The 12,739-nt window shown below is 35.2% G+C and carries 18 protein-coding genes, 1 tRNA gene and 1 pseudogene; 8 read left to right on the top strand and 12 right to left on the bottom strand.

Annotated features, from left to right (window positions below):
• Positions 1-15 precede the first annotated feature (15 nt).
• The 5 genes and pseudogenes from Q0Y84_RS08795 to Q0Y84_RS08780 all read left to right on the top strand — a co-directional run bounded on the left by Q0Y84_RS08795 (position 16) and on the right by Q0Y84_RS08780 (position 1,904).
• Entirely contained in the window at positions 16-408 is a 393-nt protein-coding gene (locus tag Q0Y84_RS08795) for a DUF4430 domain-containing protein (RefSeq protein WP_297952797.1), read from the top strand.
• A 19-nt stretch (positions 409-427) separates the two neighbouring features.
• Complete coding sequence (locus Q0Y84_RS08790) at positions 428-682, top strand: hypothetical protein (RefSeq protein WP_297952795.1); 255 nt, start codon at positions 428-430, stop codon at positions 680-682.
• A 15-nt stretch (positions 683-697) separates the two neighbouring features.
• A pseudogene (locus Q0Y84_RS12325) lies at positions 698-811 on the top strand (DUF4430 domain-containing protein); the annotation flags it as partial.
• A gap of 2 nt (positions 812-813) precedes the next feature.
• Positions 814-1,347, top strand: coding sequence for an ECF transporter S component (locus Q0Y84_RS08785; protein WP_297952793.1), 534 nt, complete (start codon positions 814-816; stop codon positions 1,345-1,347).
• Positions 1,344-1,904, top strand: a complete 561-nt coding sequence (locus tag Q0Y84_RS08780) for a cob(I)yrinic acid a,c-diamide adenosyltransferase (RefSeq protein WP_297952791.1) — start codon at positions 1,344-1,346, stop codon at positions 1,902-1,904. The genes Q0Y84_RS08785 and Q0Y84_RS08780 overlap by 4 nt, the downstream gene beginning before the upstream one ends.
• Before the next feature lie 56 nt (positions 1,905-1,960).
• Here the strand turns inward: Q0Y84_RS08780 and Q0Y84_RS08775 are convergent, their stop codons facing one another.
• From Q0Y84_RS08775 to Q0Y84_RS08735, 9 genes are all read right to left on the bottom strand, one after another.
• Entirely contained in the window at positions 1,961-2,737 is a 777-nt protein-coding gene (locus tag Q0Y84_RS08775) for a hypothetical protein (RefSeq protein WP_297952789.1), read from the bottom strand.
• 96 nt (positions 2,738-2,833) lie between these two features.
• Positions 2,834-3,910 carry a peptidase gene (locus tag Q0Y84_RS08770; RefSeq protein WP_297952787.1) on the bottom strand — a complete coding sequence of 359 codons (1,077 nt, stop codon included), beginning with the start codon at positions 3,908-3,910 and terminating at the stop codon, positions 2,834-2,836.
• A gap of 140 nt (positions 3,911-4,050) precedes the next feature.
• The gene (locus tag Q0Y84_RS08765) at positions 4,051-5,358 is read right to left on the bottom strand and encodes an APC family permease (protein WP_297952785.1); all 1,308 of its coding nucleotides are present in this window, start codon (positions 5,356-5,358) and stop codon (positions 4,051-4,053) included.
• A gap of 85 nt (positions 5,359-5,443) precedes the next feature.
• Positions 5,444-5,968 (bottom strand): DUF3278 domain-containing protein, encoded by a 525-nt coding sequence (locus Q0Y84_RS08760; RefSeq protein ID WP_297952783.1) that lies wholly within the window; start codon positions 5,966-5,968, stop codon positions 5,444-5,446.
• Entirely contained in the window at positions 5,965-6,165 is a 201-nt protein-coding gene (locus Q0Y84_RS08755; protein WP_297952781.1) for a helix-turn-helix transcriptional regulator, read from the bottom strand. Before Q0Y84_RS08755 ends, Q0Y84_RS08760 begins: the two co-directional genes overlap by 4 nt.
• A gap of 139 nt (positions 6,166-6,304) precedes the next feature.
• Positions 6,305-7,273, bottom strand: coding sequence for a protease (locus Q0Y84_RS08750; RefSeq protein ID WP_297952779.1), 969 nt, complete (start codon positions 7,271-7,273; stop codon positions 6,305-6,307).
• 53 nt (positions 7,274-7,326) lie between these two features.
• A complete protein-coding gene (locus tag Q0Y84_RS08745; RefSeq protein WP_297952777.1) occupies positions 7,327-7,515 on the bottom strand; it encodes a hypothetical protein in 189 nt (62 codons plus the stop codon).
• Positions 7,516-7,657: 142 nt separating this feature from the next.
• Complete coding sequence (locus Q0Y84_RS08740; protein WP_297952775.1) at positions 7,658-7,897, bottom strand: hypothetical protein; 240 nt, start codon at positions 7,895-7,897, stop codon at positions 7,658-7,660.
• A complete protein-coding gene (locus tag Q0Y84_RS08735; RefSeq protein WP_297952774.1) occupies positions 7,884-8,474 on the bottom strand; it encodes a helix-turn-helix transcriptional regulator in 591 nt (196 codons plus the stop codon). Before Q0Y84_RS08735 ends, Q0Y84_RS08740 begins: the two co-directional genes overlap by 14 nt.
• 90 nt (positions 8,475-8,564) lie before the next feature.
• On the opposite strand from Q0Y84_RS08735, the gene Q0Y84_RS08730 reads away from it, so the two are divergent.
• Complete coding sequence (locus tag Q0Y84_RS08730; protein WP_297952772.1) at positions 8,565-9,401, top strand: helix-turn-helix transcriptional regulator; 837 nt, start codon at positions 8,565-8,567, stop codon at positions 9,399-9,401.
• A gap of 950 nt (positions 9,402-10,351) precedes the next feature.
• A complete protein-coding gene (locus tag Q0Y84_RS08725) occupies positions 10,352-10,678 on the top strand; it encodes a hypothetical protein (RefSeq protein ID WP_297952770.1) in 327 nt (108 codons plus the stop codon).
• Positions 10,679-10,733: 55 nt separating this feature from the next.
• Here the strand turns inward: Q0Y84_RS08725 and Q0Y84_RS08720 are convergent, their stop codons facing one another.
• The 3 genes from Q0Y84_RS08720 to Q0Y84_RS08710 all read right to left on the bottom strand — a co-directional run bounded on the left by Q0Y84_RS08720 (position 10,734) and on the right by Q0Y84_RS08710 (position 11,779).
• Positions 10,734-10,973, bottom strand: a complete 240-nt coding sequence (locus Q0Y84_RS08720) for a hypothetical protein (protein ID WP_297952768.1) — start codon at positions 10,971-10,973, stop codon at positions 10,734-10,736.
• Between the two features lie 145 nt (positions 10,974-11,118).
• Positions 11,119-11,592 carry an ATP-binding protein gene (locus tag Q0Y84_RS08715; RefSeq protein WP_297952766.1) on the bottom strand — a complete coding sequence of 158 codons (474 nt, stop codon included), beginning with the start codon at positions 11,590-11,592 and terminating at the stop codon, positions 11,119-11,121.
• Positions 11,593-11,706: 114 nt separating this feature from the next.
• Positions 11,707-11,779 (bottom strand) — tRNA-Thr (locus tag Q0Y84_RS08710).
• A gap of 171 nt (positions 11,780-11,950) precedes the next feature.
• On the opposite strand from Q0Y84_RS08710, the gene Q0Y84_RS08705 reads away from it, so the two are divergent.
• Positions 11,951-12,652 (top strand): MgtC/SapB family protein, encoded by a 702-nt coding sequence (locus tag Q0Y84_RS08705; protein ID WP_297952841.1) that lies wholly within the window; start codon positions 11,951-11,953, stop codon positions 12,650-12,652.
• Positions 12,653-12,739 lie beyond the last annotated feature (87 nt).

Raw genomic sequence — 12,739 nt, 5'->3', positions numbered from 1 at the left:
TATTCGGAGGAAAAAATGAAGAGCAAACGCAAACTTAATTTATTTTTTGCAATTATTACTTTCTTTACCCTAGCTTTAACTGCATGTTCTAACAATAATTCTGCCACCAAAAAAAGTGCAACTAACCAAATTTCAGTTAATTACACTTTAAAAGAAAATAAAAAGACTATCGGTACTAAAACCGTAAAAGTTCCTAAAAAAGTCAAGGTAATTACCGGCTTAAAAAAAGCTTGGCATGTTAAAGAAACTAAAGGGCTAATTACTGCTATTGATGGCAAAGCCCAAAATCCTAAGAAAAAGATCTACTGGACCTATACGATTAACAACAAGTTTGCCTCTAAGGGCGCTAATGAGCAAACTGTTAATAATCGAGACAAAATTAAATTCACCCTAGCAAAAGTAAAATAATTATCAGAGGAGTAAGAAAATGACTAAAACAAAATTATTCAGTTTAACTACTACTGGTGCTGTATTTGTAAGCTTGCTTTTTACTGGCGTTGCACCAACTACTAATGCGCAAGCAGCTTCATACATCAAAGTGCATTACACGCTTAAGAAAGGCAACAAGAGCTTTGCCCACAAGAGTTTTAAAGTTAAGAAAAATGCCAAAGTAATCACCGGTCTGAAAAAAGGCTGGCACGTCAAAAGCATCAATGGTTTCGTTACCAGTATCGCTGGCTGAAGCCAAAACAAGCGCAAGAACATCTATTGGACCTACACGATCAACGGCAAGTTTGCTTCTAAAGGTGCTTACCAACAACCATTACACCGCAACGACCGCGTAGTTTGGAAATTAGCTGGGATTAAATAAAAATGCTTACTAAAGAAAGAATTCAAATTCGTTCGCTGGCGCTACTAGCAATCTTAGTGGCCATGTGCGTTACGCTCAGAATTTTTAAAGTTATTGATATTCCTAATGTTCAGCCAGTAACTGACATTATTATGATTGTTACCCTAACAATGGACGCCGGTTTTGGTTTTGCCTTGTCAGCCTTAACCATGATCTTATCGAATATCTATCTAGGCTTCGGCATTTGGACTATTCCCCAAATTATGGCTTATGTCGGCTGCGTTTTAGTAGTAATCTTACTTGATAAAACTACTCCGCTAAGGCAACATTTCTGGATGCAAGTCATTGTAGCTACCCTGCTAGGTTATGTGTACGGTTTGTTAATTAACTTCGGCATGTCAATCTGGGGTGGCTGGTCATCATTCTTAGGCTACGTAGCCGGCAGCTTTTTATTCGACACCTATCACTGCTTGGGAAATTTTGGCTTTTATTTTGTTTTATATAAGCCTCTAACTTTAGCGCTAGCCAATTATAAACGAAAAGCAGGTATGATATGATCAAAATTTATACTAAAGTTGGTGATCAAGGTTTAACTAAGCAAGTCACCGGCAAGATGGTGCCAAAATATAACTTGCAAATTGCGGCTTTAGGCGACGTTGATGAATTGCAATCCTACTTAGGTGTAGTAATCGCTAATTTATCTAAAAATTGCCTAGAGCTTCGAAATGAACTACAAGACGTCCAACGCAAGCTGTACCAATTGCAAGCTGATATTGTAGTAAAGCACCATCAAGAAATTACACCTGAAACGGTTAAGCAACTTGAACAGCGAATTGATGAACTAACACCTAAAATTCCGACTATTCCTGAATTTATTTTGCCCGGTGGTAAAGTCACTGGTGCCAATCTTCAGTATGCCAGAACCATCGCTCGCCGAGCCGAACGGGCACTAGTTAAGTTGAGTTTAGAAGAACAAAAATTATCAGATAGCGTATTAAAATATATCAATCGCCTTTCCGATTATCTTTTTACTCTCGGTCGTTATGCTAACGTACTGGATAACTACACCGAGATTAAGAGCAAAACGCGTGAAGCCAATAGAATTAACGGATAAGAAAAAGTGATGATCCTATGTTAGATCATCACTTTTTTACTGTTGAAGATTGAATTTTACTTAGTTTCTTTCTTCAATACTTCTTTTTTAATTTCCATGAACTTAGGTGCATCCGTAACTTTTAACTTAGGGAAACTCTTCAAGTAACGTTTGTGGTTCCAGCTCAATTGATGCGGTTGCAACTCATCATAGTGCTGAATTACTGAGTGGCGCCAATCGCCAACCCGCAATTTGCCTTTTTCAGGCATATGGCTTTCTACTCTAGCTCTTACACGTTCGATAAAGTGATTGATATGGGCGTCCCACATCTTCGTTGTCGTATGGAAGTGTTCGACACTGATTACTGTCAAAACTAAGTCGATCCCCATGACAATCGTAATTCCTACCGCTAACCAGCCGTGCGTTAGCTTTTCTTCATCATTAATAATCTTTTGGATAAATGGCTGGACAAACTTTACTAATAAAACCACGCCAATGCCCCAAAATAATGAAATCATTGGTGCAACGCGTCCTTGAATATTTCCCCATAATTTGGAATAATCCCAAAGTTTCATATGAAAGACTATCTCTAATAGCCAACTAGCCACAAACTCAAAAATGGTGGCCACAATTGTCCCTACTATAAATAAAAGAAAGATATTGTTTCGCACATCTTGAGTACAAATTAAAATTGTCGTAACTGCGAAACCATATACGGGGCAGTAAGGACCAAATAAGAATCCCCGGTAATCATAATGGTGGTCTTTGATCGAACAATAAAAGGTTTCCCAAAGCCAGCCGATAACCGAATAAGTAAAAAATAAAACAATAATTTCTGAAATAGTGTACGGCATGTTTGTTTCTCTTTCATAATACAAGTTTATCTATCTCAATAATACGTGAAAGAGACTATTTTTGCTATTGAAAATCCTGATTTTAGTGGAAATATCTTAATTTAAGAATTTTGTTCGAATCAACTTCCCAATGGCTAGTGAAAGAATACCAACTAAACTGAGAATAATGCCTGCACTTTCACCAGCTTGAGGTAATTTGGCACCAGTTTTTGAGGTATCAGTTTTTTCATTAGAGAGTAGATGGTGTTTATTTGGATGGGTTTCTGATTTAGGCGAGACGATACTATCTTTTTCATCATTCTCATCTTCGTCAGAATCAAATTTCACTGTCCCCGAAACTGGTTGGGCCTTAGTTTTTACCTCAGTCGTCTTTGTATCAAAACCAGTCAGCCCTTTAGCAGTTGGAGTGCGTGAAAGGTCCGTATTTTCTAGGGAAGGCCGCTGCTTTTGATTTTTGACTTGCTCTTGTGTCTTTTCACCTCCTTTATCTGAAGTAGTTTCTTTTTTACCTACGATCAATTCTGCTAAACGCTTAAACCAATCTTCATTGTGCGTTTCATCAGTCTTTGACTTGGGCTTGAATGAAATTTGCTGATCATCTTGACTTGCCTCTTTGCGTGGCGGCTCAATGATAAAATCTTTATTTTCACGATTATACTTAACGTCTTGCTCATATTCCTTAGTCTGATCATCGCCAAACTTAAATGCCTGACTGACTCGCAGGTAGTTAGACTCTGTCGGTTCAGCCTTCACCTTCGTTTGATACTTAATCAGAATCGTACTGCCAGAATATTTTTCAGCTGGAAAGACCGCCGTTAACTTATTCTGCTTCAACTTAATGACACTAGAATTTTGAATAAAATCATCATTCTTAATTACTTCAATCGTATCCGGATCTAGCACTAGACCCACTGGAATTAAATTTTCTAATTTTAAGTCACCAGTAAACTTCCCCATTTTAGGATTTAGTTTTATTTCCCAGGAAATTAAATTTGTTTCTGGGTCATAATCTCCTGTTAAAACACTGTTTTGCGTTTCTTTGATACTGATCTTTTTAGCAGTCTCTGCATTCTTAGGCAATGTATCGATTTGTTCAACTGCAGCCTGTACTGTATTATTTCCTTCAATTAATAAAGCTAAAACCGTAGCACTTGTGATCAACAACTTTTTCATCCATTTTCCCTCGCTTCGAAATTCGTTAAGGAAAGTATAGCTAGATCACAAATTGAAAGATATTGTTTTTCTTAGAAAAAGAACAAAAGTCGATTTTTGTATCGCTTAAACGAAACAAAATCGACTTTTTATTCCATGAATTATTGTTTTCCCAACCAATGTAAGTTGCGCTTGTTCTTCTTACGCCAAGCTAATTCAACTAAAAAACTGATAACTAACAAGGCAATTACCGAAATCCAAGTTAAAGTTTCATGATTGAGAATTGTTTGAATAAATAATAAAGCAAATAAAGCTAAATTCAAAATGACTGAACAAACTAAAATCCAGCGCTTAGCTCCTGTCTGCTTGGCAATGCGCAAGTGACCCAAGTTGACCATCGCGTACACTAGCAAAAAGGCCAGGCTAGCCATCTCACCGACAGCTGACAAAGGGAAAATCACTACGAAAACACAAACGATCAGTGAAGTGATAAATAAGCCCCAAGTGCCACCGATTTCAGTCATTACACCAAACTGAGGTGGAATTTCTTCGATTCTAGCAATTCTAATAGCTAAATTATTATCCCCAAACATGGTCGAATTAACTGCCGAAGCCGTCGCTACTAGTGCTGCAATACTGATTAAAATCATGCCCCAGTTGCCTAATACTAGCTTGCCAGCCGTTGCTAAAACGTGACCTTGATTAGCTACCGCGCCTTGAACGCCTAAGGTCATCACTACAACTACACTAGCTACAATATAGATTGCCATAACGATTCCTAATGAAAAGAACAGTGCTTGCGGCAACTGCTTTTTAGGATTTACCATACTCCCGGCGGCGTTAGTAACCACGCCAAAGCCTTCATAAGTTACGTAAAGTAAACCTGCAGCGGATAGAACGCCAACAATATTACCGCCATTTGAACTAGTAATTGTCGGCACATGCAATTTAGTTAAACCTACCGCTACAAAGGCCAGTAAAATAAGCAATTCAAACGCAATAATTGTCGTTTGCGCCCGAGCCACCTGTTTGGAACCCATAATATTAATTGCCACAACCACGATGACAATTCCGATACTGATTGCTTTACCTAACCAGCCTGAACTGGACTTGCCCAATAACTGACAGGCATATTCCGCAAATCCGGTCGCATATAACGCCATGGCGATAATCCAACCGATATACTGGAAGACATTCATCCCGCCAGCTAGCAGACCGTCACCGAATTCCTTTAGCAAAAACTTAGCGGCTCCGCCCCGATCGGGATATTTCATTCCTAACTTGGAGTATGAATAAACTGAAAATGCGGCCACAATACCTCCAATTAAAAATGATACCGGTAGCCAAACGCCAGCAGATTTTGCGGCCAAGCCGAGCAATGTATACAGACCAGCTCCCATCATGCCACCGACACCGATAGCCGTGGCGCCCACTACGCCAATTGAGCCAGTTTTATTTTGTTTTTTCATCCTTTTCGCCTCGCTGTAAATTTTGTTGTTACTTTAATTATATAGTTTTTCAATGAAAAAAGCGGATCGACCACTTTCGATTTACTTATTTATCTTCTTTAACTACTTTCAATCGCTGCACTCTTCCCATCGCACTACCAGCACCGCAACATACGCCTAGCCATAGACCTTGCGGCCAAAAATCAAGCACATTTACTAGACTATTTTGCACAGAAGAAGTACCTAGTGCGCTACCTAATGTACCAAAAACTGCACCGATTATTCCCGCTACTGTAGCCTTTATCCATATTCTACGAATGGCTTTGGGGCGTTCATCTGCTGTAATTTCGATAGAGAATATTTTTAATTTTCGCATTGCCAAATAAGTATAGATACTCATCAACAGCATCGTAACTGCAATTGTTAATGGTAAAAACCACAAAGCTATTTCACTTTTGACAGTCAATGCCATGATTAGCGTGATAACCAGCAAGATCAGTTCCACTACACCAGAGATTACATAGGCATTATTACCAATTCGTTCAACCTCTGCTAATTGACGCTCGTCTAATTTGCTATCAATGCCATACCAATATCTGACAAACCTAAGCCATAAACTTTCTCGTCTCATCTTGCTTCATCCCCATCCCAAAACAAAGTATTCAAATCCGTCCCTAATGCATGCGCCAAGTTCAGGCACAATTCTAGCGATGGATTATACTTATCATTCTCAATCAAATTAATGGTTTGCCTTGCCACCCCTATCCGTCTAGCAAGCTCCATTTGTGATATTTGTTGTTGCTTACGATATTCTCTTACTCGATTCATTGAATTCTTCTTTATTTATCTAGTTAGGTGTCATTTATATGTGATGTTTTTAAAATAATAGCAACTTTTATAGTAGGTGTCATTTATATATGACACTTTATTGCATAAAAAAGATGATCTTTCGACCATCTTAAATGCATCATGCATTAATTAATCTAGCAGCATTTTCTTGCATAATTTTCCTTTGTTTACCTAAAAATATAATCAATGTCATAACTAAAGCAAAAACCATGCTCAAACCATTACTCAAGAGATCATTATTGCCATACCATGATAGTATTCCGCCACCACCTGCAGAAAGCGAGAATGCAATAAGATCTAATGAAAAATGTGAAAGCAATACAATTATTAATAGATACCGGAATCCTTCTTCGAATAAAATCGCTCCTAACCTCCATAAAACAGCTCGTTCAGTTGGGATAATTTCCGAGAAGTCCCAATTCCAAAATAATTGCGAAAAAGTTGGTGCAATATAAACATAGCTATGAAAGAAGGAATACCAAGCAGCAAAGAATACAGCTACTAATAAGACTATTAACTGTATATTTGAGTATCGCCTAAATTTAAGATTAAGCTTTGCTCGAATATCCCAACTTTTAAATAAGCAAAATATAATTGGAATTAACGCTAATCCATTAAGAGTTTCAGAGTGAGACCAATTTACAAAGGATGATAAGTAGTCATTCATATGTAAGTTTTCGCTAAAAAGTAATAGCACAATATAATACATTGCAATAAAAACTCTAGCATACTTATTCTTAACCAATCCCGCATTAGTAATTACTACCAGAAGCAAATAAACTAAGAATAACAAACTATAAATTATAGCTATTAAAACACTTTTAACAGGATATTTTACCAACAAAACATTAGCTACAGTATTTAAGCAATAAGTAAAAATTGCTGGTAATATCATAAGATTGAGCCATGATAGTTTTAAACTAATCTCAATTTTTCTTCTTAAAAAATTCCAAATAAGCAATAGAAGTAGTAAAAATACAACGCCTACATCTAATAAATTTTTGAATGAATTATTTATTACTAGAAAAACAGCAGCAATAATATTTAATACAAGCTCTATTAAAAATATGATTTTACTTTTCTTCATAAAATTCGCATCCCAAAATAAAAAGAGCAATGAAAATTCATTGCTTCTATCACTTAGCCCCAATGTGTATGACCAGGAGTAATGCCCCATCCACCAGGAGCATCGCCAGTATTAGGTGCCTGACGAATTGTATTATTTACGGAATATCTATTATTAGTCGCTGCAGAAGCTACACTCGAATTAAAAAACAAAGTATTTCCTAATACTACTACACCTAGGATTAACAAAATCTTCTTTTTCATAATTTATATCTCCTCGTACTGTATGAACTCAGAGTTATTCAGGTAAAACTGGATAACTAACAATAATCAAATTACTATGCCTCTCTTTCCTATGATTTTATCTACTTCTCATTCCTCAGCAACTCAATCCCCTCTCAGGGGATTAATTAGGTAAATCATTAGCAAGATTTTGATAACCTGATATTTTAAGGACATTTTTGATATTAGTTGAGACAGAAATGTTTCTTTCATAAACTGCTAAAAAATATGCATTTAATTCTCGAATAATGCCTAACTCAGGAACAATCGATGTTGTTTTAATCCAGCTTATAATTTTTAGCACAGTTTTATTAAACTCTTTACTTAACTTTCGAAAATTAAATAAATAATTAATTAATTCCAACCGTTGCTAATCTTTTTTGTTTTTCGATTTTTTCTTTATCTAGATCTTTATATTTTCTAATTAGCGTCAATACCAAAGGACTCATATTTAATACATTACTAGTTCTAATAGTATTACCTAATAATATTATTGCCTCGTCATACTGAGTCCAGTTGTCATGTTTGAAAATAGAATTAATGATTCGAGCATCAGCATTACTCTGTCCCTGGTTGTCTATCATATCCACAATTAATGTTGCTCTATCTCTCAATTCATTGCTAGAACTCTTATCTGAAAAAATTTGTCGTTTTATTTCTTTAGCAGCGATCTTATCTTTTTCGTAAAAAGCAATATTTAATATTTCTGAATAATTTACTTCTTTTTCACTATTTTCATCATTAAGATAGTGATCAACAAAATATGATAAAGAAATATTTCGTTGCTTCAATATCTCGACTAGGTTTTCGATAAATATCCTGTTTTGTCCCTTCTCTAATTTAGAATAGTGACTAACAGTTATTTTCGTCCCCTGAATCATTTGCTTTTGTGTCAAACCTAGATCATCTCTCAAATGTCTTAATGCCGTTCCGATATCCATAGTTCTCCTTAATTTATCCGCTTATATTTTCATCATTTATAATAATCATATATCGTAGAGAAGAAAATATTTTAGAGTAAAGGATTTTTTATGACTATTGGACAAGCACTACGAAAAATTAGACAAAATCTAGACCTCACTCAAAAAGAAATGGCTGCTAACATTGTTACTCGGCCTTTTTATGCGAAAGTAGAAGCGGGAAAAAGCAGAATTAGTGCAGATAAATTAGCCGCGATTCTTTTTGAACATGATGTTGATATTACTTACTTTTACCAATTATTGCGATCAACCTATACTTCAAAGCAAAAAAAGATTGAATCAGATTTAAATAATAAAATGGAACAAGCCTTCAATGTAGGAAAAATTGATGAAATTGAATCATGCTATCAAGAAATTCTGTCACAATCTCACTCTAAGATTTTAAAATTAAGAGCTATGATTTCTGTAGCATATTTAAAAAATAAATTAAACCAAATCGATCCCAAAATAAAAAAAGATCTATTCATTGAATTTAATGAAGGACAAAACTGGATGACTAATCCTGAATTACTGCGACTTTTTACTAATACAATGCCGCTCTGGGAACAAGATACCCTTGCATTTTTTATCAATAGACTACTTAACGAGGTGAAAAGCAATAAAAATATCTCCGAATTAGAACAAGAAAGATACTTGCGTGTCTTCGAGAATTATCTAGCAGTTTGCTATAATAGAAAGCTTTCTAAAAAATCACTTCAATTAATGCATGTTCCAAAAATAATTGACTACATCATGGAATCAAAACCAACCATACATTTTTTGCTTTATAAGATTGCCGCTTTATATTTAAAGAATTTATTTTTAAACAATAAAGAGGAAGCGCAAAAAATTAGAAATGAAGTACAAAAATATGGTTATCAAGATTTAATTAAAACTTGGCCCAAATAGTTTGTAAACTATGTGATACAAAATTAATCTGTTCTAGTCACTAAGGAGTAGTATTTAACCAAACCTACTAAATGATTAAAAAAGGGAGGAGGCTACAGTAATGTGGTGGCAATTACCGGTCATTATCCCAGCAAAATAATAGAAGTTTAAAAAATATTAGGAGGGATCTTTGTGAATGAAAAAATGATACTAGCAACACTTAAAAATAGAAAAAGAAACAGATTATTTCTAACATTCGAAGGAATTTACGCTATTATTCTATTGTTTTCCGTTTTGTTTTACTTTCCACTATTCATTTTAGAATTAAAAATTCAATTCATTTTGATTTCGACTTTCTATCTAATCAGTTGGGGAGTAGCTAAGTTTCACAAACGCTCCTAAAGTAAATTTTTATAAGATAAAGACCGGTTCAAACCGGTCTTTTTGTATACAGCCCTGAATACTAACTCTGCTTAATGCTAGAGGCTTTAAACATTTTAACCATGTCTAACACATTAACTAACACTATTTTATTTCTTCAGCTGCTTTACCCCATTAAATTTAACCATCAATCCAAACCGACATCTTTGAATATTCCCCACACTGATGCTATAAAGGCGTTGGAAGACAAAATTTGTTATGGTAAAATTTATTCCCTAATCAGAGAATTTTAGAAACTTCAGTGATCAAACATGATAACAGAGAATAATATAAATTATGCTCTAAACCTGGACTCTGAGCAAGCTCGAATAGACCATTTTCTTAAACATACGCACCTTTTAAGCCTACTAAGTTTATTCATACCACTTGTTGCTTTATTTGTACTGCTGCAATACCTATTTATTTCAGTTCAAAAAGCCGACTTCAATACCTGGCACGGAATTATAATTTTAGTAAATTTGGCACTAGCTATCCATATTTCAACATTTTGTCGGAATTTCAGCCCAACTAACTTTTTGGGAAACACAAGTATGCAGTTTTTCTTTACTGGGCATTTTTCAAAAGACGAATTAAATTCTGCCAATACTAAACAGTTGTTAGATAAGCTCAATAAGCAAATTGATAACTACTATGTTGAGCAGACAAGGTCCGCTAAATATGCTTTAGCTGAATTAATTTACATACTTGTAGCTCAGAATTGCCTTGTATTTGCACTCCACTATTTCCACTTTATTAATGGTGGATTGATTTTCTTGGCAATCATGGTCATACTGGCAACTTTATTAGAAATGTGGCTGGTTAATATCTTTGGCAAAATAGAAGTCGCAGCCTATGTAAAAAGAAAATCAGTTAAGTAGTAACAAAAATGCATCCCTGATTGTGGGGATGCATTTTTCTACGTAAAATTTTTATCTATACAGCCGCTTCTGCCTTAGCTTCCTTGGATAATCCAGCAAGGTCAGCTAACAAAGTGAAATCAATTTGCGTTGTCAAATTTGGCTTTTTACGCAAGAAATCAATCTCAGATGGTTTTATATTTTCAGTTGGATTATCTTTGGAAATCAATTCTTGTGAAATCTCACTGTCAGTTAACTTTGGGTCCTCCAATACGCTTTCTGCTTCTTTGACTTCTTTTTCATATTCTTTTGTCATACAAAAACGCCTTCTTCAACTCTCATTGTAGTCAGGTTTATGAAAAGGTATAGCAAAACGTACTTTTTATTGGTAATTGCTTGTTGAATTCAACGAAAATCAACGATAATCTATTTCAGTTTATATTTTGTATTAAATGATCCACCTAATTTTTCAACTTTATTTCTTTTCTTAAATTTAACAATAGTTTTCTACTAGAGTAATCACTCAGATTAAGAGCTTCTTGTATTTCAGGCTTACTAATTACACCTTTTTCTTTAATTTGATAATTCAAATTAGGGAAAGTTACCTTAAACATATGCTCTGTAACCTTAAATTCGGGTTGAGTTCCCGTCCCTTGATATGCTTTAAGCATTCGATCAATCCCAGTTCCATAATTTTCAATGTAATTCATCTTATCCAAAATATGAACTAATTGCGGATTACGAACCGCTGTCATTCCATCTTTAATTTCATCTAGTGTTAATCCATCAGGAATCCCTCCTGGTGATAGAATCTCCATACGGTCATCAACGAATTGAACTTTAATAAATGAATGTAGTAAATAATCGCGGTGAGCAAAAGCATTAGTGTACCAATGATTTAAAGTTTCCTCCCACTCATGGTTTTCTAGTTTCATCATCTACACCTAAATAAATTTTGCCACCATCCGTATTTTTACATAGAATTTTGTAATACTCAATTATAACAAAAAAGACATGGCTTTAAAGCCATGTCATAACGAGTTTATTTATGCTGACTAGAGGGTTCGAACCTCCGACCTCCTCATTACTAGTGAGGTGCTCTGCCAACTGAGCTAAGTCAGCAACTCTTCGTTGTCTTACCCGACAACAGTATTTATTAAACCATATAGATGGAAACTGTGCAAGTCTTTTTTAAAAAAATTTCAAAAAAGTTGTCTGACTATGATTTTTCTGAATTCAAGTTAAAATGAAGATAGAACTAATTGTTGATTATACAAAGGATGAAGGCTAATGATACATACTTTAGCGCCAATTACTACTGAATTAGATTGGCTACTTAGAATTATTGTCGCAGCTTTTTGTGGGGCGTTAATCGGTTATGAACGTGCCATTCAAAGAAAGAGTGCGGGCATGCGAACTCACATTGTTGTGGCCATCGCGGCTGCTTTGTTCATGATCGTTTCTAAATATGGCTTCATTGACGTATTGGGCATGCATAACATTTCACTAGACCCATCCAGAATCGCGGCTCAAATTGTTACTGGTATTTCATTTATTGGCGCCGGGACAATCTTAATTAGAAAAGAGCAGGTTTCTGGTCTAACTACAGCTGCCGGGATTTGGGCTACTGCTGCGATCGGCATGGCAGTTGGTGGCGGCATGTACTTTATCGGCATCTTATCTACTGTCTTGCTATTCTTTATTCAGACGATTTTCCATGATGATCTATTAATCAGTAAAATCACGCCACATATTCGCTTTAATATTCAGATTGTGGCTATTAATCAGCATCATATTTTATCTAAAATCAAGCAAGAACTAGCAGATAATCACGTCGAAAATGTTACTGTTAAAATTCTCGACGTGAGTGATGACCGCGTTGTTTTCTACGTTGACGGAATCATTAATAATAAAATGGATGAGAATTCTATTGTCATGAATTTACGTAAATATCCTGATATTACTCGCATTAGTTATACCCGTGGTGGTATGTAAAATCATTTTCAAGTGTCTGGGAAAAAACTAGCTCCTAGACCATAATAATAGGACGATCAAAATTCTTAAGTGAGTTTTGATCGTCCT

The sequence above is a fragment of the uncultured Lactobacillus sp. genome (assembly GCF_947367125.1).
Lineage (GTDB): Bacteria > Bacillota > Bacilli > Lactobacillales > Lactobacillaceae > Lactobacillus.
Note: the sequence above shows the minus strand (reverse complement) of the source record. Positions and strands in the feature narration are given on the sequence as shown.

What these genes read in the sequence shown, in the direction of transcription:
- Q0Y84_RS08795 (WP_297952797.1), top strand. Translation starts at nt 16, where the DNA reads ATGAAGAGCAAACGCAAACTTAATTTATTTTTTGCAATTATTACTTTC.
- Q0Y84_RS08725 (WP_297952770.1), top strand. Translation starts at nt 10,352, where the DNA reads ATGCAGTTTTTCTTTACTGGGCATTTTTCAAAAGACGAATTAAATTCT.
- Q0Y84_RS08720 (WP_297952768.1), bottom strand. Translation starts at nt 10,973, where the DNA reads ATGACAAAAGAATATGAAAAAGAAGTCAAAGAAGCAGAAAGCGTATTG.
- Q0Y84_RS08790 (WP_297952795.1), top strand. Translation starts at nt 428, where the DNA reads ATGACTAAAACAAAATTATTCAGTTTAACTACTACTGGTGCTGTATTT.
- Q0Y84_RS08780 (WP_297952791.1), top strand. Translation starts at nt 1,344, where the DNA reads ATGATCAAAATTTATACTAAAGTTGGTGATCAAGGTTTAACTAAGCAA.
- Q0Y84_RS08770 (WP_297952787.1), bottom strand. Translation starts at nt 3,910, where the DNA reads ATGAAAAAGTTGTTGATCACAAGTGCTACGGTTTTAGCTTTATTAATT.
- Q0Y84_RS08775 (WP_297952789.1), bottom strand. Translation starts at nt 2,737, where the DNA reads ATGCCGTACACTATTTCAGAAATTATTGTTTTATTTTTTACTTATTCG.
- Q0Y84_RS08750 (WP_297952779.1), bottom strand. Translation starts at nt 7,273, where the DNA reads ATGAAGAAAAGTAAAATCATATTTTTAATAGAGCTTGTATTAAATATT.
- Q0Y84_RS08785 (WP_297952793.1), top strand. Translation starts at nt 814, where the DNA reads ATGCTTACTAAAGAAAGAATTCAAATTCGTTCGCTGGCGCTACTAGCA.
- Q0Y84_RS08755 (WP_297952781.1), bottom strand. Translation starts at nt 6,165, where the DNA reads ATGAATCGAGTAAGAGAATATCGTAAGCAACAACAAATATCACAAATG.
- Q0Y84_RS08760 (WP_297952783.1), bottom strand. Translation starts at nt 5,968, where the DNA reads ATGAGACGAGAAAGTTTATGGCTTAGGTTTGTCAGATATTGGTATGGC.
- Q0Y84_RS08735 (WP_297952774.1), bottom strand. Translation starts at nt 8,474, where the DNA reads ATGGATATCGGAACGGCATTAAGACATTTGAGAGATGATCTAGGTTTG.
- Q0Y84_RS08715 (WP_297952766.1), bottom strand. Translation starts at nt 11,592, where the DNA reads ATGAAACTAGAAAACCATGAGTGGGAGGAAACTTTAAATCATTGGTAC.
- Q0Y84_RS08745 (WP_297952777.1), bottom strand. Translation starts at nt 7,515, where the DNA reads ATGAAAAAGAAGATTTTGTTAATCCTAGGTGTAGTAGTATTAGGAAAT.
- Q0Y84_RS08765 (WP_297952785.1), bottom strand. Translation starts at nt 5,358, where the DNA reads ATGAAAAAACAAAATAAAACTGGCTCAATTGGCGTAGTGGGCGCCACG.
- Q0Y84_RS08730 (WP_297952772.1), top strand. Translation starts at nt 8,565, where the DNA reads ATGACTATTGGACAAGCACTACGAAAAATTAGACAAAATCTAGACCTC.